The 19,564-nt window shown below is 71.7% G+C and carries 17 protein-coding genes; 10 read left to right on the top strand and 7 right to left on the bottom strand.

Annotated features, from left to right (window positions below; translation table 11 throughout):
* Window positions 1-4: 4 nt before the first annotated feature.
* Together ACSMXR_RS00640 and ACSMXR_RS00635 are read left to right on the top strand one after the other, a co-directional pair.
* On the top strand, window positions 5-1,555 hold the full coding sequence (locus ACSMXR_RS00640) for an alpha/beta fold hydrolase (protein WP_381796000.1): 1,551 nt from the start codon (window positions 5-7) through the stop codon (window positions 1,553-1,555).
* Window positions 1,549-2,544 carry an AraC family transcriptional regulator gene (locus tag ACSMXR_RS00635; RefSeq protein WP_381795998.1) on the top strand — a complete coding sequence of 332 codons (996 nt, stop codon included), beginning with the start codon at window positions 1,549-1,551 and terminating at the stop codon, window positions 2,542-2,544. The genes ACSMXR_RS00640 and ACSMXR_RS00635 overlap by 7 nt, the downstream gene beginning before the upstream one ends.
* A gap of 139 nt (window positions 2,545-2,683) precedes the next feature.
* Here the strand turns inward: ACSMXR_RS00635 and ACSMXR_RS00630 are convergent, their stop codons facing one another.
* On the bottom strand, window positions 2,684-4,306 hold the full coding sequence (locus ACSMXR_RS00630) for an acyl-CoA synthetase (RefSeq protein ID WP_473170927.1): 1,623 nt from the start codon (window positions 4,304-4,306) through the stop codon (window positions 2,684-2,686).
* 166 nt (window positions 4,307-4,472) lie between these two features.
* Here ACSMXR_RS00630 and ACSMXR_RS00625 point away from each other — a divergent pair, with 166 nt between their 5' ends.
* From ACSMXR_RS00625 to ACSMXR_RS00605, 5 genes are all read left to right on the top strand, one after another.
* Complete coding sequence (locus tag ACSMXR_RS00625) at window positions 4,473-5,273, top strand: crotonase/enoyl-CoA hydratase family protein (RefSeq protein ID WP_473170926.1); 801 nt, start codon at window positions 4,473-4,475, stop codon at window positions 5,271-5,273.
* Window positions 5,274-5,288: 15 nt separating this feature from the next.
* Window positions 5,289-6,254, top strand: a complete 966-nt coding sequence (locus tag ACSMXR_RS00620) for a Zn-ribbon domain-containing OB-fold protein (protein ID WP_473170925.1) — start codon at window positions 5,289-5,291, stop codon at window positions 6,252-6,254.
* The gene (locus ACSMXR_RS00615; RefSeq protein ID WP_473170924.1) at window positions 6,255-7,307 is read left to right on the top strand and encodes a thiolase domain-containing protein; all 1,053 of its coding nucleotides are present in this window, start codon (window positions 6,255-6,257) and stop codon (window positions 7,305-7,307) included.
* On the top strand, window positions 7,300-8,466 hold the full coding sequence (locus ACSMXR_RS00610; RefSeq protein WP_218527230.1) for a thiolase domain-containing protein: 1,167 nt from the start codon (window positions 7,300-7,302) through the stop codon (window positions 8,464-8,466). The genes ACSMXR_RS00615 and ACSMXR_RS00610 overlap by 8 nt, the downstream gene beginning before the upstream one ends.
* A 76-nt stretch (window positions 8,467-8,542) precedes the next feature.
* Window positions 8,543-9,043, top strand: a complete 501-nt coding sequence (locus ACSMXR_RS00605; RefSeq protein WP_003971159.1) for a hypothetical protein — start codon at window positions 8,543-8,545, stop codon at window positions 9,041-9,043.
* A 147-nt stretch (window positions 9,044-9,190) separates the two neighbouring features.
* Here the strand turns inward: ACSMXR_RS00605 and ACSMXR_RS00600 are convergent, their stop codons facing one another.
* The 3 genes from ACSMXR_RS00600 to ACSMXR_RS00590 all read right to left on the bottom strand — a co-directional run bounded on the left by ACSMXR_RS00600 (window position 9,191) and on the right by ACSMXR_RS00590 (window position 13,880).
* Window positions 9,191-11,407: a terpene synthase family protein gene (locus ACSMXR_RS00600; protein WP_473170923.1), complete on the bottom strand. Its 2,217-nt coding sequence runs from the start codon at window positions 11,405-11,407 to the stop codon at window positions 9,191-9,193.
* 151 nt (window positions 11,408-11,558) lie between these two features.
* Complete coding sequence (locus ACSMXR_RS00595) at window positions 11,559-12,227, bottom strand: transglycosylase SLT domain-containing protein (protein WP_381795987.1); 669 nt, start codon at window positions 12,225-12,227, stop codon at window positions 11,559-11,561.
* 516 nt (window positions 12,228-12,743) lie between these two features.
* Complete coding sequence (locus tag ACSMXR_RS00590) at window positions 12,744-13,880, bottom strand: aminoglycoside phosphotransferase family protein (RefSeq protein WP_137231241.1); 1,137 nt, start codon at window positions 13,878-13,880, stop codon at window positions 12,744-12,746.
* 231 nt (window positions 13,881-14,111) lie between these two features.
* Here ACSMXR_RS00590 and ACSMXR_RS00585 point away from each other — a divergent pair, with 231 nt between their 5' ends.
* Window positions 14,112-15,599 (top strand): DNA-binding protein NsdB, encoded by a 1,488-nt coding sequence (locus ACSMXR_RS00585; protein WP_381911157.1) that lies wholly within the window; start codon window positions 14,112-14,114, stop codon window positions 15,597-15,599.
* 91 nt (window positions 15,600-15,690) lie between these two features.
* Here ACSMXR_RS00585 and ACSMXR_RS00580 read toward each other — a convergent pair whose 3' ends face one another.
* Window positions 15,691-17,121: a PP2C family protein-serine/threonine phosphatase gene (locus ACSMXR_RS00580; protein ID WP_381854097.1), complete on the bottom strand. Its 1,431-nt coding sequence runs from the start codon at window positions 17,119-17,121 to the stop codon at window positions 15,691-15,693.
* 311 nt (window positions 17,122-17,432) lie between these two features.
* Between ACSMXR_RS00580 and rpmG the strand changes: the two genes are divergently transcribed.
* The gene (rpmG, locus tag ACSMXR_RS00575; RefSeq protein WP_030086513.1) at window positions 17,433-17,597 is read left to right on the top strand and encodes a 50S ribosomal protein L33; all 165 of its coding nucleotides are present in this window, start codon (window positions 17,433-17,435) and stop codon (window positions 17,595-17,597) included.
* A gap of 80 nt (window positions 17,598-17,677) precedes the next feature.
* The gene (locus ACSMXR_RS00570) at window positions 17,678-17,953 is read left to right on the top strand and encodes a type B 50S ribosomal protein L31 (RefSeq protein WP_381854095.1); all 276 of its coding nucleotides are present in this window, start codon (window positions 17,678-17,680) and stop codon (window positions 17,951-17,953) included.
* A gap of 208 nt (window positions 17,954-18,161) precedes the next feature.
* On the opposite strand, the gene ACSMXR_RS00565 is transcribed toward ACSMXR_RS00570, so the two are convergent.
* The gene (locus ACSMXR_RS00565) at window positions 18,162-18,845 is read right to left on the bottom strand and encodes a DUF1275 family protein (RefSeq protein ID WP_381796335.1); all 684 of its coding nucleotides are present in this window, start codon (window positions 18,843-18,845) and stop codon (window positions 18,162-18,164) included.
* Window positions 18,846-19,011: 166 nt separating this feature from the next.
* Window positions 19,012-19,512, bottom strand: a complete 501-nt coding sequence (locus ACSMXR_RS00560) for a tetratricopeptide repeat protein (RefSeq protein WP_381854093.1) — start codon at window positions 19,510-19,512, stop codon at window positions 19,012-19,014.
* Between the last annotated feature and the right edge of the window lie 52 nt (window positions 19,513-19,564).

The raw sequence follows: 19,564 nt of genomic DNA, 5'->3' as shown, positions 1-19,564 counted from the left end.
GCGTATGCCGATCTTCTCCGCGTACGACACGACCCCGCTCGCCTATCGCCTGGTGGGGGAGGGCGAACCGCTGATCTGTCTGCCCGGCGGGCCGATGCGGGCGAGCGCGTATCTCGGGGACCTCGGAGGGCTCGCCGCCCGCCGGCAGCTCGTCCTGCCGGACCTGCGCGGCACCGGCGACTCCGGGGTGCCCGACGACCCCTCGACGTACCGCTGCGACCGCCTCGTCGACGACGTGGAGGCGCTGCGCGAACACCTGGGGCTCGACCGGATCGACGTACTGACCCACTCCGCGGGCGCGGACCTCGCCCTGCTGTACGCCGCCCGCCACCCGGAACGGCTGCGCACCCTGACCCTGATCACCCCCAGCACCCGGGCCGTGGGCATCGAGGTGACCGACCAGGACCTGCGCGAGTCCGCCGAACTGCGGCGCGACGAGCCCTGGTATCCCGAGGCGCGGGCCGCCCAGGAGGCGCTGCTCGCCGGCGGGCCGTTCGCCGAGCTGTGGCCCGCCGTCCGGCCGCTCACCTACGGCCGTTGGGACGAGGCGGCCCGCGCCCACGCCGCGGCCTCCGCCGGACAGACCAACCACGAGGCCCGCGACCACTACGCCGCCGACGGCGCGTTCGACCCCGCCGCCACCGCCGCCGCCCTGCGCGAGGTGACCGTGCCGGTGCTCGTCCTCGCCGGGGAGTACGACGGCCACCCGAGCCCGGACCGGGCCACCGAGCTCGCCGCGCTCTTCCCGCACGCCGAGTTCGTCGTCCAGCGCGGCGCGGGGCACTTCCCGTGGCTGGACGACCCCGGCGCCTTCGCCCGTACGGTGGCGGCCTTCCTCGACCCGGAGATCCTGAGCGTGCAGGCCGGCGGGGTCCGGCTGGCCTACCGGGTGTGGGGCGCCCCCGAGGCCCCGCCCGTCGTCCTGCTGCACGGCCGGGCGGGCTCCGGCGCGACCTGGACCCGGATCGCGGAGGACCTGGCCGCCGACCACCGGGTGTACGCCCCGGACTTCCGGGGCCACGGGCTGAGCGACTGGCCCGGCCGCTACTCCTTCGAGATGTTCCGCGACGACCTGCACGCCTTCCTGGAAGCCCGCAACCTGGCCGGCGCGACCGTCGTCGGACACTCCATGGGCGGGGTCGCCGCCTACCTCCTGGCCCAGCGGGAACCGGACCTGATCGGGCGGCTGATCATCGAGGACGCGCCGCCCCTGTTCCCGCTCGACCCGCCCCGGCCGCTCTCCGTCCGCCCGGCGGGCGACCTCGACTTCGACTGGCCCGTCGTCCCCGACATCGACGCCCAGCTGAACGACCCCGACCCGGCCGTCCCCGGGCGGTTCCCGGAGATCACCACGCCCACCCTCGTCATCGGCGGCGGCCCCGCCAGCCACATCGACCAGGAACAGCTGGCGCGGATGGTCCGCGCGATACCGGACGCCGAGCTGGTCACCATCGACGCCGGGCATCTGATCCACACGGACCGGCCGGAGGAATTCCTCGCGGCGATCCGGTCGTTCGGGCTCACCGACCGGAAGGGAAGCGGCGGCGCGTGCTGACCGAAGGACGGTTCAGGACCGATGCCCTGCCGCGGAGCGACCGGTTCGCCCGCTGGCAGCAGTGCATGACCGATGTCGTCGCGCCCATGGAGATCACGAGCCCGTACGCCGACGACTTCTGGGCCGACCACCGGCTCCTGCGCATCGAGGACACCCTGCTCTGGCCCACCTGCCTGCACGCCTCCCGCTACCGGCGCACACCCCGGCTGATCCGGCAGTCCGACCCGGGACTGCTCCACATGACGCTGGTCCTGCCCGGCAGCGGGACCGTGTTCGTCGAACAGGGCGGGCTGCGCAGCGCCGTGGGGCCGTACGACCTCTATGTCCTCGACGTGTCCAGACCCAGTGACGTCGGCACCGTCGACGAGCCGATCGTGGGGGTGGGCGTGGACTTCCCCCGGTCGCTGCTGCCCCTGCCGATGAGCACCTCACTGGACGAGGTGCTCGGCCGGAGCCTCTCCGGCCGGCACGGCTTCGGCGCGCTGTTCAGCCAGTTCGTCACGCATCTGGTGGACCAGTCGGACTCCTACGGCCCGGCCGACGGGCCCCGGCTGAACCGGGTCCTGCTCGATCTCGCGGCCGGACTGCTCGCCGGCGGGCTCGACCGGGAGACGGCCCTGTCGCCGGAGACCCGGACCCGCAACCTCGTCCTGACCATCCGCACCTTCATCGGCCGCAATCTCCACGACCCCCGGCTCACCCCGGCCGCCGTCGCCGCAGCGCACCACATCTCCACCCGCCATCTGCACCGGCTCTTCCAGCAGGAGGGCACCACGGTGGCCGCCCTCATCCGCAGCCGACGCCTCGAACGGGCCCGCCGGGACCTCGCCGACCCCGCCCTGGCCCACACACCGCTGCACACGATCGCCGCCCGGTGCGGTTTCGGCGCGCCCGCCCACTTCAGCCGGGTGTTCCGGGCCGCCCACGGCATGTCCCCCAGCGACTACCGCGACGCCGGACTCCGGGACGGGGCGGAACCGGCGCGCTGACGAAGGCGGGGGAGGTGCTCGGCACACCCCCGTGGCACCGGGCACCCCGACGCCCGCCCCACCAGTCTGCGGTTCGCCTCCCGCCCTGTCCTTGACGATGGGCGACGGGGCGTTTGACGATCAGCGACCGGGGCGGCCCTCAGCTCGACGCGGCCCCCGCCGCCACCGTCTTCGCCCACCGGTAGTCCGCCTTCCCGCTCGGCGAGCGCTGGATCCGGTCGGCCAGCACCAGGGTGCGGGGGATCTTGTAGCCGGCGAGCCGCGTCCGGCAGTGCGTCTGCACCGACTCCAGAGTCAACGCATCGGCTCCGTCGCGGAGTTGGACCACAGCGGCGACCCGGTTGCCCCAGCGCTCGTCCGGAACGCCCGCGACGAGCGCGTCGTACACGTCCGGATGGGACTTCAGCGCCTGCTCGACCTCCTCCGGATACACCTTCTCGCCCCCGGTGTTGATGCACTGGGAGCCCCGGCCGAGCACGGTGACGATGCCGTCCGCGTCCACGGTCGCCATGTCGCCCAGCAGCACCCACCGTTCCTCGCCCCGGCGGAAGAAGGTGTCGGCGGTCTTCGCCGGGTCGTTGTAGTAGCCGAGCGGGACATGGCCGCGCTGGGCGATGCGGCCCGGCTCACCGGGGGCCACCGGCTCGTACGTGACCGGATCGACCACCGCCGTACGGGCGTTGACCTGTACCCGGAAGCCCTTCTCCGGCCCTGAGTCGGCGGTGGCCGTGCCGTTGAAGCCGGACTCCGACGAGCCGAAGTTGTTCAGCAGCATCACCGTCGGCACCAGCGTCTGGAACTCCGCCCGCACCGAGTCCGACATGATCGCCCCGGAGCTGGAGACGGAGAACAGCGACGAGCAGTCCGTCCCGCGCAGCGGCCCCTTCAGACAGTCGATCAGCGGACGCAGCATCGCGTCGCCGACCAGCGACACACTGGTGACCTTCTCCCTCTCGATCGTCCGCAGCACCTCTTCGGGCACGAACTTGCGGTGCACGACGACGCGTTGGCCGAAGTTGAAGCCGATGAACGCGGTCAGCGTGGAGGTCCCGTGCATCAGCGGCGGGGTGGGGAAGAAGGTGATCCCGTCGCCGCCCGCGGCGACCCGCTCCGCCAGCTCCTGCGGGGCCTTCACCGGCTCGCCGGTCGGTGCGCCGCCGCCGAGGCCCGAGAAGAACAGGTCCTCCTGACGCCACATCACGCCCTTCGGCATGCCGGTCGTGCCGCCGGTGTAGATGATGAACTGGTCGTCGGCGGAGCGGGCCGCGAAGCCGCGCCCGGCCGCGCCCGATTCCTCCGCCTCGGCGAAGGGCACGACCGGCACGGCCGGAGGAGCAGCGTCGGCAGGGCCCACCCGGATCAGATGGCGCAGCCCCGGGGCCTGCGGGGCGGCCGCCGCGACCCGCTCGTCGAACTCGCCGTCGAAGACCAGCGCCGCCAGGTCCGCGTCCCGGTAGAGATAGACCAGTTCCTCCTCCACGTAACGGTAGTTGACGTTCACCGGAACGATCCTGGCCTTGAGGGCGCCCAGCACCGTCTGGAGGTATTCGACCCCGTTGTAGAGGTGCAGCCCCAGATGCTCGCCCGGCCGGATGCCCGCGTCGATCAGGTGGTGGGCGATCCGGTTGGCGGCGGCGTCCAGCTCCGCGTAGGTGAGCCGCCGCTCCGCGCCCGTACCGGGATGGTCGACGTACAGGAGCGCCTCGCGGTCGGGCACCGCGTCGACGACCGATTCGAACAGGTCGGCAAGGTTGTACTCCACCGTTCCTCCTGACCCCGGATGACTGGCGACTCGGCCGTCATTAGAGCGCCGGGCGGCACAAGTGGGAAGAGGTGGCGTCGAAACAATCTGACGAGCTGTCAGAAAACTATTGAACTGCGACCCCTCCTCCTGCAACCTGTTCCAGGTCTGGAGACAGGAGTCGGTCATGGGCGGTACGGAACACCTCACCGTGCGGCGTGAAGGCGCCACGCTGGTGCTCACCTTGAACAGACCACAGGCCAGGAACGCGCTCTCGCTGCCGATGCTCGTCGGCCTCCACGACGGCTGGATCGAGGCCGACGAGGACGACGCGATCCGCTCCGTCGTCCTCACCGGCGCGGGCGGCGCGTTCTGCGCGGGCATGGACCTCAAGGCGCTGGCCGGCGGCGGAATGGCGGGGGAGGAGTACCGGGAGCGGATGACGGCCGACCCGGACCTCCACTGGAAGGCGATGCTGCGCCACCACCGTCCACGCAAACCGGTGATCGCCGCCGTGGAAGGCCCCTGCGTCGCGGGCGGCACCGAGATCCTGCAGGGCACCGACATCCGCATCGCCGGAGCGGGCGCCACCTTCGGACTCTTCGAAGTGCGCCGGGGCCTCTTCCCGATCGGCGGCTCCACCGTCCGGCTGCCCCGCCAGATCCCCCGCACCCACGCCCTCGAAATGCTGCTCACCGGCCGCTCCTACACCGCCGACGAGGCCGCCGCCATCGGGCTCGTCGGCAGGGTCGTGCCCGACGGGACCGCACTGGCGGAGGCCCTCGCCGTCGCCGAGCAGGTCAACGCCTGCGGGCCGCTCGCCGTCGAGGCCGTCAAGGCCTCGGTCTACGAGGGCGCCGAGCTGACCGAGACCGAGGCACTGGCCGCCGAACTCAAGCGCGGCTGGCCCGTGTTCGCCACCGAGGACGCCAAGGAGGGCGCCCGCGCCTTCGCCGAGAAGCGCCCGCCCGTCTACCGGCGCGCCTGACCCCAGGAGAGAGCCATGACCGACGTCCTCAGCGCCCCGCTGGTGGTCGAGTTCCCCTTCACCCGCTCGCTCGGGCCGGTGCAGAGCGCCTTCCTCACCGGACTGCGCGAACGCACTGTCCTCGGCGTCCGCACGGAGGACGGCACGGTGCTCGTGCCGCCCGTCGAGTACGACCCCATCACCGCGAACGAGATCCGCGACCTCGTCGAGGTCGCCCCCATCGGCACCGTCACCACCTGGGCCTGGAACCCGGCCCCCCGCCGCGACCAGCCGCTCGACACCCCCTTCGCCTGGGTCCTCGTCCGCCTCGACGGGGCCGGCACCGCGCTTCTGCACGCCCTCGACGCACCGGGCCCGGACGCCGTGCGCACCGGGATGCGCGTCCGGATCCGCTGGGCCGCGACCCGCACCGGCGCCATCACCGACATCGCCTGCTTCGAACCGTACGAGGGTGAGCCCGGCGACTCCGAACCCACCCCGCACACAGGGGAGTTCGCCGACCCTGTCACCGGCATCGTCACCCCGGCCCGCCTCGACTACGTCCACACCCCGGGCCGCGCGCAGAGCGCCTACCTCACCGCCCTCGAAGGACACCGCATCGTCGGCGAACGCTGCCCCGCCTGCCGCAAGGTCTACGTACCGCCACGCGGAGCCTGCCCCACCTGCGGGGTCGCCACCGCCGAACAGGTCGAGGTCGGACCGCGCGGCACGGTCACCACGTTCTGCATCGTCAACATCAAGGCTGCTCATACGGCGAATCTCGACATCGAAGTCCCGTACGTCTACGCCCACATCGCCCTCGACGGCGCGGACCTCGCGCTGCACGGACGCATCGCCGGCATCCCGTACGACCAGGTCCGCATGGGACTGCGCGTCGAACCCGTCTGGGCCGGTGCCGGTCGGGGGTCCCGCCACCCCGACCACTACCGGCCCACCGGAGAGCCCGACGCCGACTACGACACGTACAAGGAGCTGGTGTAGATGCGGGACGTGGCCATCGTCGCCTTCGCCCAGAGCGCACACCGGCGGCGCACCGACGAACTCTCCGAGGTCGACCTCCTGATGCCCGTCCTCCACGAGGTCCTGGGCGCGACCGGCCTCAAGGCGAACCGGATCGGGTTCACCTGCTCCGGCTCCGCCGACTACCTCGCCGGGCGGGCCTTCTCCTTCACCATGGCGCTCGACGGCGTCGGCGCCCATCCGCCCATCTCCGAGTCGCACGTCGAGATGGACGGGGCCTGGGCGCTGTACGAGGCCTGGGTCAAGATCCAGACCGGCGAGGCGGACACCGCGCTCGTCTACTCCTACGGAAAGTCCTCGCCCGGCCAGGTCCGCGACGTCCTCACCCGCCAGCTCGACCCCTACTACCTCGCCCCGCTCTGGCCGGACTCCGTCGCGCTCGCCGCCCTCCAGGCGCAGGCCCTCGTCGACGCGGGAGCCACCGACGAACCGGCCCTCGCCGAGGTGGCCGCCCGCAACCGCACCGCCGCCGCCGACAACCCGCACGCCCAGCTCACCGGCGACGTCCCCGCCGGCGACTACCTCGTACGGCCGCTGCGCACCGGCGACTGCCCGCCCATCGGCGATGGCGCCGCAGCCGTGATCCTCGCCGCCGGGGACACCGCCCGCGCCCTGTGCGAACGGCCCGCCTGGATCCGGGGCATCGACCACCGCATCGAGGCGCACGGCCTCGGCGTCCGCGACCTGACCGACAGCCCCTCCGCCCGGCTCGCGGCCCAGCACGCCGGAGCCTTCGAACGGCCCGTCGACACCGCCGAGCTGCACGCCCCGTTCACCTCGCAGGAGGTCGTTCTGCGCAAGGCTCTCGGGCTCGGTGACGACGTCCGCGTCAACCCCTCCGGCGGGGCGCTCGCCGCCAACCCGGTGATGGCCGCCGGACTGATCCGGCTCGGCGAGGCCGCCGCCCGCATCCACCGCGGCGAGTCCGACCGGGCTCTCGCGCACGCCACCTCGGGACCCTGCCTGCAACAGAACCTGGTCGCCGTCCTGGAAGGGGAGAGCGCTCATGCCTAAAGAGCCCGTCGCCGTCGTCGGCATCGGCCAGACCAAACACGTCGCCGCCCGGCACGACGTCTCCATCGCCGGACTGGTCCGCGAGGCCGCCGTCCGCGCCCTGGCGGACGCCGGGCTGACCTGGAGCGACATCGACGCCGTCGTGATCGGCAAGGCGCCCGACTTCTTCGAGGGCGTCATGATGCCGGAGCTCTACCTCGCCGACGCGCTGGGCGCCGTCGGCAAACCCATGCTCCGCGTCCACACGGCGGGCTCGGTCGGTGGCTCCACCGCCCTGGTCGCCGCCAACCTCGTCGCCGCCCGCGTGCACCGCACCGTCCTCACCCTCGCCTTCGAGAAACAGTCCGAGTCCAACGCCATGTGGGGGCTCTCCCTGCCCGTCCCCTTCCAGCAGCCGCTGCTGGCCGGGGCGGGCGGCTTCTTCGCCCCGCACGTGCGCGCGTACATGCGGCGTACCGGAGCGCCCGACGAGGTCGGATCGCTCGTCGCGTACAAGGACCGCCGCAACGCGCTGAAGAACCCCTACGCGCACCTCCACGACCACGACATCACCCTGGAGAAGGTCCGGGCCGCCCCCATGCTCTGGGACCCGATCCGCTACTCCGAGACCTGCCCCTCCTCCGACGGCGCCTGCGCCATGATCCTCACCGACCGGGAAGGCGCGGCCCGCTCGCCCCACCCGCCCGCCTGGGTGCACGGCGGGGCGATGCGCAGCGAACCGACCCTGTTCGCGGGCAAGGACTTCGTCTCCCCGCAGGCCGGGAAGGACTGCGCGGCCGACGTCTACCGGCAGGCCCGGATCACCGACCCGCGCCGTGAGATCGACGCCGTCGAGATGTACGTACCGTTCTCCTGGTACGAGCCGATGTGGCTGGAGAACCTCGGCTTCGCGGACGAGGGCGAGGGCTGGAAGCTCACCGAGGCGGGCGTCACCGAACTCGACGGCGACCTCCCCGTCAACCCTTCGGGCGGCGTGCTGTCCACCAACCCCATCGGAGCGTCCGGCATGATCCGCTTCGCCGAGGCGGCCCTCCAGGTACGCGGGCGGGCCGGCGAACACCAGATCGACGGGGCCGCCAGAGCGCTCGGGCACGCCTACGGGGGAGGGGCGCAGTTCTTCGCCATGTGGCTCGTGGGAGCGGAGCCCCCGCCCGGCTGAGAGAACGCGGCGGGCCCGGTCCCGCGGGGCCCGGGCCCGGCTCCGCAACGTGAGCCGGGACACGTAACATGGCAGCATGTCCTTCCTCCGCCGCCGTAGCGCCGCAACACCCGCGGGCCCGGACTTCGACGTCCTGGCCATGGACCCCGGGGACTGGCCCGGCAACCTCGGCGCCGGTCTGCTCCCCGCCCCCGACGGCAGCTGCCAGGGCGTCTTCCTCCGTTACGACCTGTACGGCGGCCGGGGCCCGGCGATGATCATCGGCAACCTCCCGGAAGGCTCGCCCGCCCGCGAGACCGAGGAGGGCCAGGTCCCCTTCGAGGTGGCCCAGCTGCTCCTCGCCCTGGAGAACGACGAGCCGATCGAGGTCGTCAGCTCCGAGGACGTCCCGGTCATGCAGGGCGACAATCTGCTGATCGTCCGCCGGGTGAAGCTCTCCGAGAGCCGCATCGCCTGCGTTCAGTTCGACCGCAGCGACGGCGTCCTGGTGACCATCGCCAGCTGGGACCGGCCGATCACCGACGATCTGTACACCCTGCTCAAGCCCCTGCCCGCGGAGCTGTTCCAGCAAGGCTGAAACGTATCTCCATAGGCCGCCCGCATATGCCGGGCGGCCTCTTTCGTTGCCTGCGGGAGAGGGCGGGGCGGAAAATGAAACGACTGTTCGAGTCGGTTGCGGCCCGCCGCGCGTTCCTCCGTACGGGGCGGGCCGCAGAATCGTCCCCTACACGGAACTGCCGACCGGCTGGGCCATCAGCCGGGTCACCTGCGCCGCCGAGGTGCCGAGCCCCGTGGGGCCGCTCAGGTGCCAGGGGGTGTCGTTCCCCTGCCGCAGATCCTCCTCGCGGTAGCGACGGCAGCCCCGGTGCCAGATCAGGATCCCCGCGATCCAGTGCTTGAGCTCCTGCACATAGCCCGCCAGGATCTCCCGAGCCTCGGCACCGAGGTCGAAGTCGTCGTACAGCACCGGGAGTTCGACCTCGGCGACATGCAGGAACTGCCGCAGCCGCGAGTTCATCAGGTCGTGCACGATCGCCACGCCCGTCGGATAGTCCACGCCGAAGAAGTTCTGCACGACCAGGACGCCGTTGTGCACCTCGCCCTCGTACTCGATCTCCTTCTGGTACGAGAACAGATCGTTCAACAGGCAGGCGTAGTCCGCCGCCGCGTTCTCCAGGGAACGCATCGGACCGCTGCGGTAGACCTCTTCCGGAACGGTCCTGCCGTGCCCGAGCCGGCACAGACTCATCGTCAGATCCGAGCCGAACGTCGCCCGCCGCATCTCCACGTAGTCCACCGGGTCGGGGATGCGGTTCTGCGCCTGGTTCGCCAGCTCCCACAGCCAGCTCTCGGTCATCGACTCGATCGAGGTCCGGAAGGTGCGTCGCGCGCTCAGGTCCATCGGCGCGGCCGTCCTGCGCCACAGGTCGGCCAGGCTCCGCTCCAGGGCGTTCACCGGCTCCGGCGTCCCCTCGCCGTCCAGCGGCATGAACAGCGACAGCCGTTCGTTGGCCAGCCGCGCCCCCGTCAGATCCCGGGCCCGCCCGTGCACCACCGGGAACCAGTCGTCCCCGTACGTTCCCCAGGCCAGCCAGCCCGAGGACAGGTCCAGTTCGTCCGGGGTCGCGTCCGGATGCAGGCCCGCCGCGCACAGCGGCAGGTCGATCGCGACGATCCGCCGCTCGTCCCAGATGTGCGAACCCGGCACGCCCGGCTGGGCCTCCAGGATGCCCATCCGCCGCGCCCACTCGACGAGCCGGACCCGGGCCCCCTCCAGATGGGGGCTCAGCGTGGTGCCGAACGGCAGGTCGAAGTCCGGCAGCAGCGAAGGGCCCACATGCTGGTACGGCACATGGCTGTGGCTGCGGGCCCGCGCGGTCTCCGAGCGGAGCGTGAACCTGATGGAGGCGGCGGACATGCCGAAGCCGGCCACGGCCTCGCCCGCGCCGCCGCCGCCGTTCATGTAGCGGCTGGAGCGCATGTGCCATTCGTGGCCGCCGGACTGCCAGTCCTGGAGCCCCTTGACGTACGCCAGCACGGCGGCCGTCTCGGTCGGGTCCAGGCCCTTCTCGGCGCAGAGCGGGCCGAGTTCGGTGAGGGCGGTGTTCTCGAACTGCTGGAGACGTGAGGTCAGCAGGTCGTTGACGGCATCGGCGGCCTCCTGCGTGGAGCAGTCGAGGAACTTCTCCAGCACCAGCACGCCGTTGCTGTTCTCCCCCTCGTCCTCCACCTCACGCTGGTAGGAGAAGAGGTCGTTGCGCAGGTGCACCGCGTCGGAGAAGGCATCCCGCAGCACCCGCAGCGGCCGGGACCCGGCGACCGACGCCGGTACCTCCGCGTTCGCCGCGTACTCGACCAGGCCCGCGGACCAGGGCGCGCCGCCCACCTTGCGGCGCATCTCGATGTACTCGACGGGGTTCGCGATGCGGCCCTCGTGGATGTTGGCGAGCTCCCACAGTGACTCGTTGAGGAGGTTCTCCGTCGACTCCGCGAACCGGGCCCGCCAGGCGTCCGTCATCGCCGGGACCGTCCGGGCCCACAGATCGGCGAGCCCCGCCTCGACAGGGTTCTCCGGTTCCGGGGTCGGTGCGCCGCGCTCCATCGGCATGAAGGCGGGCAGCCGGTCCAGATACCGCTTGCCGCCCTCCCGGTCGGGGGTGCGCTTGAACAGTTCCAGGAAGTGGTCGTCGAAGAAGAAGACCCACACGTACCAGTCGGTGACCAGGGACAGGGCCTCGGCCGAGCAGTCGGGGTGGGTGTAGGCGCACAGCAGGGCGTAGTCGTGCGCCTCCAGGTCCTTCTCCTCCCAGATGCCGGACCCCTCCAGCATCCCCATGGAGCGGGCCCACGCCCGGGTGTGCGTGCGTGCCGCCTCCACATGAGGGTTGAGCCGCGCCGGATACGGAACATAGAAGTCCGGCAGTGAGAAGGGCTGTGCCATGTGCGTCAGGCCTTTCCAGAAGCCTCCGCGCGGGGAAACGCGCGGACCGGTGGTGTCCGCGCAGCACTACCCTTCGGCCATACGGAGCACGCACGACGGCGATTAGTCAGATCATCGCGGCTTGGCCTGTGCGTGCTCGGAAGTCGGTCGCTCAGTAGGCGGAGTCGACGTTGTCGATCGAGCCGTACCGGTCCGCGGCGTAGTTCGCGGCGGCGGTGATGTTGGCGACCGGGTCGGTGAGCTTCTTCGGGGTGCCCTTGACGTGGTACGCGTCGAAGGTGGGCTGGATCACCTGGAGGAGACCCTTGGAGGGAATGCCGTTCCGCGCGTTGATGTCCCAGTCGTTGACGGCGTTCGGGTTGCCGCTGGACTCGCGCATGATGTTGCGGTGCAGCCCCTCGTAGGAGCCGGGGATGTTCTTCTTCTTCATGATGTCGAGCGACTCGCGGATCCAGCCGTCGAGGTTGTTCGCGAACTTCTTCGGCGTGACGGCCTTGCGCTCGGTGGAGCGGTTGGCGGCCTGCTTCTCGGAGCGCGCCTCGGTGGCGTCCTTCTCCGCGGCGGCCTTGGCAGCGGCCTTCTTCGCGGAGGCTTCCTTGGCGGCGGTCTCCTGGGCGGCCTTCTTGGCCGCGGCGTCCTTCGCCGTGGGGATGCCCGCGGCGGCGACCGGCTCCACGGAGATGGAGGAGCGGGCCTGGGGGGTCTGCGCCTCGCTCGCACCGCCGGTGGCGGCTATGGCAGTGACCGAACCGGCCGCGACGAGCACAGCGGTGGCGATCTTGTGCGAGCGGGTGATGCGCAGGGTGGAGATGCGGGGCATGCGTGAGCTCTTCCTATGGGGGACGGGCTTCGCGGCCTTCGCGCCGCGTCGGCAGGAACCGGGGTGTCCGGGCCGCGGCCGCCGGTGGGCGATCGACGCTGGCTCGTACTCGGTGCTTGCCGGGATCCATGGTTAGCGCTGTCCGACATGGGAAGCAATGACCGCCTTTACTACTCTTCATCGTGAGATGCCAATTTATGAGCCATATGGGCTGTTCGTTACGCCGGACGGGGCCGTTCGCGCCTACTACCGGAGGTCGTAGGTGACGTGGGTCTCGTGGCGGGCCTCACCCGCCGGGGACCCCGGGACAGCACAGGGTCAGCACCCGGTCACGGGCGGACAGGGCCCGGACGGCGGTCGCAACCGCCCGTCCGGGCCCCGGAACACACAACAGCGCGCTGCGGGACCGGTGTGTCGGCACCGGTCCCGCAGCGCGCTTTCCTCACAGTGGTCTGGTCACTGTGGTTCTCGGCAGGCGGGCCGTCGGCCCGCGTCGTATTCCGTCCTCGTCCCTGCTCAGCGGGTGCCGACCGCCGCCCGCACCGCCCGCCGCGCCATGGCGCAGTCGTCGTGCAGCCTCCGCAGCAGCAGCCGCTGCTCCTCGCCCGAGGAGAGCACGCCGGGACGGTCCTGCCCCGCGCCCACCGAGGGCGCCTCGCGCATGGTGCGCTGCACCGCCGTCTCGTAGTTACGGATCTCGCGGGTCAGCACCAGCATCAGGTTCACCAGGAACGCGTCCCGCGCGGCCGGGCCCCTGGCCTGGGCGAGCTGGCTGATCTGGCGGCGCGCCACCGGCGCGTCGCCCAGCACCGCCCACAGCGTCGCCAGGTCGTACCCCGGGAGATACCAGCCGGCGTGCTCCCAGTCGACGAGCACCGGTCCGGTCGGCGACAGCAGGATGTTGGAGAGCAGCGCGTCCCCGTGGCAGAACTGCCCCATGCCCTGCCGGCCGCCCGCGTGGGCCAGGCCGTGCAGCAGCTTCTGCAGGTCGCCCAGGTCACGGTCGGTGAACAGACCGAGCTCGTGATAGCGCGCGATCCGCGAGGCGTAGTCGAGCGGCGCCTCGAACAGCCCGGGCGGCGGCCGCCAGGCGTTCACCCGGGCGATCGCGCCCAGCGCGGCACGGATGTCGGCCCGCGGCGGCGCCTCCGCCGGATGCCGGGTGAGGGCGGCGACCCGGCCGGGCATCCGCTCGATCACCAGCGTGCAGTTCTCCGGATCCGCCGCGATCAGCCGGGGCACCCGAACCGGGGGGCGGTGCCGGACGAACGCGCGGTACGCCGCTATTTCGTGCCGGAACCGCTCGGTCCACGCCGGCGAGTGGTCCAGTAAACACTTCGCGACGGCGGTGGCCCGCCCGGTCGCTCCGACGATCAGGACCGAACGGCCGCTGCGGCGCAGCACCTGGACCGGGTTGAACTCGGGGCAGATGCGCTGGACGGAGGCGATGGCCATCCGCACCTGCGCGCCCTGCGGGCCGGACAGGTCGATTCTTCCGCTGAGCGGTCCGGCGCCCGGTCCCGCGGCCCGTCGGGCCCGGCCCGGACCCTGCGCCGGTCCGCCGGCGTGAGGAGCGAGATAGGGGCCGCCGCCCGCGCCCATCGGGCGGAGCGGACGAGGCGGGGCGGACACGGAGGACGATGCTGTGTACATGGGCGAGACAGATCCCTTCGTGCGCCGACAAGGTACGTGCGCCAACCCGGCCGACGGCCGTTCGGCACCCTGGGGAGTACCTAGGGCTGCCGGGCGGGGTGGCGCTTTCCTACCTGACACCGGGTCGCGGGTGGCAGACCATCTGGCGGACCCTGGCGAACCCTGGCGAATAGTCACAGCGCATCTGACAGGGGGTTAGTGTCAAGTCAGCCGAGAACCTGGGGGCTTGAAGTGACCGGAGAACCCAACACCCGTCTTTCCGACCTGTTCGGCCTGGCCGGCTGGTCCAAGGGCGAACTCGCGAGAATGGTGAACCGGCAGGCGGCGGCCATGGGCCACCCGCAGCTGGCCACCGACACCTCGCGGGTCAGGCGCTGGATCGACATGGGGGAATCCCCCCGTGATCCCGTGCCCGAAGTGCTGGCGGCTCTGTTCACCGAGCGGCTCGGCCGTGTCGTGACCATCGAGGACCTCGGGTTCGGCCGACGCGGGCGTGTGGGGAAACGGCGAGACTCCGGGACGGAACACAATCCCGATCAATTGCCGTGGGCGCCCGAACGGACGGCAGCGGTCCTCACCGAATTCACGGGAATGGACCTCATGCTCAACCGACGCGGCTTGGTGGGTGCGGGCGCCGCGCTCGCCGCCGGCTCAACCATCGCCGGCCCCATGTACGACTGGCTGCACAGCGACCCCGCTCTGGCGGCCGACGCTCCACGTACCAACGATGCCCTGCACGCCGACCCCGCCGGTTTCGACCGGTACGAGGCCGCTCCGGTCGGCTCCGAGGAGATCGAGGCCCTGGAGCATTCGGTCGAGGTCTTCCGCGCCTGGGACGCGTCCCGGGGCGGCGGACTTCAGCGCAAGGCGGTCGTGGGCCAGCTCAACGAGGTGGGCGGCATGCTCGCCTACCGCCACCCCGACCATCTCCAGCGCCGCCTGTGGGGCGTCGCCGCCAACCTCGCCGTCCTGGCGGGCTGGATGTCCCACGACGTCGGCCTCGAACCCACCGCCCAGAAGTACTTCGTCATCGCCGCGCACGCGGCCCGCGAGGGCGGCGACCGGCCACGCGCCGGAGAAGCGCTCTCCCGGGCGGCACGCCAGATGGTGCACCTGGGCCGGCCCGACGACGCACTGGACCTGATGAAGCTCGCCAAGTCCGGCTCCGGCGACGAGACCCTGCCCCGTACGCAGGCGATGCTGCGCACCATCGAGGCCTGGGCACAGGCGTCGATGGGCCGCGGCCAGGCCATGCGGCGTACCCTCGGCGAGGCCGAGGAGCTCTTCGTGTCGGACAAGGGCGATGTGCCGCCGCCCAGTTGGATGCAGATGTTCGACGAGGCCGATATGCACGGCATGCAGGCGCTCGCCTTCCGCACCCTGGCCGAGCACGACCCGGGAGCGGCGATCATCGCCCAACGCCATGCCAAGCAGGCCCTGGAACTGCGGATCAACGGGCGCCAGCGGTCGAAGATCTTCGACTACATCTCGCTGGCCTCGGCCTGCTTCATCGCCAACGACCCCGAACAGGCCGACCGTTACGCCCGGCTCGCGCTGGTGTCGATGGGGGAGACCTCCTCGCACCGCACCTGGGACCGGCTCCGCGAGATGTACCGGCTCACCGGTCAGTTCGCGGGATACGCCGGGATCCAGGATCTGCGCGAGGAGATCGAGCTCTCGATGCCGAACCAGAAGAAGGCCAAGGGCACACAGATCTGACCCGGCCCGGCCGCGCTGTTCCGCGCTCCGGCACGCCCCGACAGGGCTCTCCGGCAGGGCTTTGACACAGCCCCGACACGTCAGCGCCTCGTCATGCCCCGATACGGGCGACCAGCACACACGCGTCGTCCGGTCGCTCGGTCCCGCCGAACTCCTCGACGACGCTCCGGACGCATTCCTGTGCCGTACGGGCCTCGGCGAAGCGGGGGGCGAGGGCGAGCAATGCCTCCGGGCCCGCACCCCGGTCGCCGCGTCGGGTCAGGCCGTCGGTGTGCAGAACGAGCACGTCGCCGGGGAGCAGCCGTACGTCGTCCTGCTCGAAGACGACGTTGGACGCGGCGCCGAGCAGCATGCCGTCCGGCGGCGGCAGGAGCCGTCCCGAACCGTCGCGGAAGAGCAGCGGTGCGGGGTGTCCGGCCTGCGCCCAGGACAGAAGGGAGGTGCCGGGGTCGAAACGGCAGCACAGGGCGCTGCCCAGCGCGGGCTGGACCGACGTTTCGAGGACCTGGTTGAGGTGGCCCAGCAGCGCGCCCGGCTCGATGCCGGCGACCGCCATGCCCCGCAGCGCGCCCAGCATCATCGCCATCGCCGAGGTGGCGGGGATGCCGTGCCCGGTGAGGTCGCCGACGGTGAGGAGGGTGCGTCCGTCCGGGAGCTCCATCGCGTCGTACCAGTCGCCGCCGATGAGCCCGCTCGACGCGGAAGGGAGGTAGTGCGCGGCGATGTCCAGGGCGCCGGGGCCCTGGGGCGGCAGGCGGAGCGAGCCGCGCCACGGCGGCAGGACGGTCTCCTGGAGCTCCACGGCCATGCGGTGCTCGGTCCGCTCGATGTGCTTCTCGCGCCGCACCGTCGCACGGCTCCTGCTCACGGCCTGCTCGCTGCGGCGCAGCTCGCTGACGTCCCGCAGCACCGCCCACATCGAGGCGGTGCAGCCCTCGGCGTCCAGGACCGGCTCGCCCGTCATGTGCAGCGTGCGGGTGTCGCCGTCGGGGCGCACGATGCGGAACTCGCCGTCCATCGGCCGGCCGTCGACGAGGCAGCCCGTCACCATGGCGGTCAGCAGCGGCTGGTCCTCGGGCAGCAGCACGGACGGCAGGTCGTCCAGCGAGAGGGGCGTGGACCCGGGCGGCCTGCCGAAGATCTCGTACAGCTCATCGGACCAGCTGGACTCGTCGGTGAGGAGGTTCCACTCGGCGCTGCCCACCCGGTTCAGCGGGGAACCGGCACCCGGCCCGGCCGGGGCCTCGTCGTCCCGGGGGGCGGAGTCCTCGGTGCGCGGACCCGGCAGACCCGCCCTGAGCTGGCCCAGGTGCTCGTCGAGATTGTCCAGGTGGTGCACGGCCAGCTCGCACAGGGCGCGCTGCCAGCGCAGCTGGGGATCGTCCTCGTCGAACAGGGCGGCGTCGCGCCGCACGGCGTCCACGTCCCCCCGGAGCCGACGCGTCCGGTGGATCAGGTCGTCGACGGCGTCGTGCGCGGGAGGCTGTGGTGCGGGGCGGTCCGCGAAGAGGGGGGACGGCATCTCGTACTCCGATACAGGCGCGGCCGAGCCGGTTCTGAAGGGTGGATCGCTACCGACTGTCGCACAGGCCACGGCAGGCCGTAAGGGATTTGGCAACACTCGATGCGTTGTTGCGTCTGGCATATGCCAGCGGCTCTCCGGCGCGATGATAATCCGAACAGGCATGCGTTCGGGGTGAGTTGACCACAAGGTTCGGGGTGTGTGGTGGGGCGGGAATGCCGAGGGGGTGGCTCGCGTTACCTCACCAGAACGAAAACGAATCCCATTCCCGATACGGGAGTGGGGTCGGCAGAGGCATCAGGGAGGCGCCCATGGCACGCAGTGAGATCAGGCCCGTCGTCACTCTCCGCTCCACAGCCGGAACGGGCCGGAGCTATGTGACGCGCAAGAACCGCCGCAACACCCCCGACCGGCTGGAGCTCCGCAAGTTCGACTCCGCCGCCGGCCGGCACGTCCTGTTCCGCGAGACCCGCTGACCGACCGGGTCCGCCGACCGGCCGGAAGAAGTCCATCTCCTGTTTGTCACCGCTCTCCGTGGTGAGGAAGGAACGCATCGATGAAGCCCCGTATCCACCCCGTCTCCCGTCCCGTGGTCTTCCGCGACCGCGCGGCCGACGTCGCCTTCCTGACCCGCTCGACCGCCGACTCCGGCGAGCGCGTGCAGTGGCAGGACGGCAATACCTACCCCGTCATCGACGTCGAGACCTCGTCGGCGAGCCACCCGTTCTACACCGGCGGCCGCCAGGTGCTCGACGCGGCGGGCCGGGTCGAACAGTTCCGGCGCCGTTACGGCACCGGCGAGACGTCCGGAAGTCGACCGAACGAGAGCTGACCAGGGGCGGAGCCCGGGATTCCGTGCCGTGGATCACATCCACGGAGGTGGATTCCCGGGAACAGTCCAAGATGGTTTATCGTTCATCTATACGTGGGTGTGAGGGGGACAGTGTCCCCGGGCCTCACCTATAGCCCATGGGGAAGATCGGACCACCGAAGCCCCATGGAGCCTTTCGCCGAGAGGCGACCGCCCTTCACGCCCGCACTCAAGCCGCCCCGGCTGGATTCCCCCGATCCGGCCGGGGCTTCCCCTTGTCCGGCCGCGGCCCGCCGCCCCGGAACGGGGCCGTCTCCAGCACCAGCGCACCGCCGGCCAGCACCACCGCGCCCAACGCGGCCCCGGGGCTCCACCAACGCTCGGCCAGCGCCGCGACCGCCGCCCCGGCCACCACCGCGGCCAGCCGCCCCAGCACCCAGCCGTCCCCGCCCCGCAGCTCCCGCAGGGCCACCCGGCCCGCGAGCGAGGTCAGCGTCCCGGTGAAGTAGTTCGTCGGCGTCACCCGAACCCGCCCCTGGACGCCCATCGCGACCGCCACCAGGGCCAGCAGCCCGAGCCGGTCCCCGTACGACGGGACCAGCTCCAGCCCCCACAGCACGGCCGCCGCCCCCAGCAGAACGACCTCCGCACCCAGCAGCACCGGAACCCGGAGCCCGAGCCGCCCGGTCATCAGCGCACCCGCCGCCGCCCCGCAGACGTACGCACCCAGGGCCACGGCCACCTTCAGCGCCACACCGTCCTCGCCCGCACCGGCGGCCGAGGCCCCGAGCAGCACCAGGTTCCCGGTCATCACCCCGGCGAAGACCTGCCCCACGCACAGGAAGACGAACGCGTCCGCCGCCCCGGAAGCCGCGGACAGGAGAAGCAGCGCCCCCTCGCCGCGCCACGGCAGATCACCGGCCCGGGGCGCGGCGGAAGAGGTCGAGGAGGGCGGGGGCGGCGGAGGGGCCGGGGGAGCGGTGGACACCCGAGCATTCTCGGCACCCGCCCCTCCCGGACCGGCGCGTCGCCCACGCTGCGGCGCGCCGCGGCCGACAGCTCGGTCCCGGAGCCCGTCGTCACACGGTCTCGTGGAGATCCTTCGCGTAGTGCTCGATCGCCCGCCGGTACTCCTGGACGGACGGGTCCTGGCTGGTCGTGGCGGTCAGCTCCAGCAGCAGCCGCATCGCCTCGTGGTGCTCGTCGGTGTTGAACAGGGCCATCGCCAGGAACGCGCGCAGCGCGCCGTGGTCCGGGAACTCCTCCACGCCCCGGCGCAGCGTCTCCACCGCCTGCCCGTACCGGCCGAGGACCCGGTATGTACTGCCCAGTCCCAGGAGCACCCCGAGCCGGTCCTCCTCGGCGAGCTCCGGATCGGCCAGCGCGCGCTCGTAGTACGGCACCGCCTCCGACTCCAGGCCCAGCGCATCGTGGATCCACGCCGTGCGACAGGCCACCTCCGCGTCGTCGGGGTACTCGGCGGTCAGGGCGAGAAGCCGCTCGCGCGCCTCCTCGGGCCGTCCTCCGGTACGCAACCGCTCGGCTTCGTCCAACAGGTCCTTCTTCGTACGTGCGCTCATGCGCACATCGTCGCAGGAGGTCGCGGACAGGCAGGTGAGATTTCGTCCCACG

This window comes from Streptomyces sp. DSM 106670 (assembly GCF_055792845.1).
Note: the sequence above shows the minus strand (reverse complement) of the source record. Positions and strands in the feature narration are given on the sequence as shown.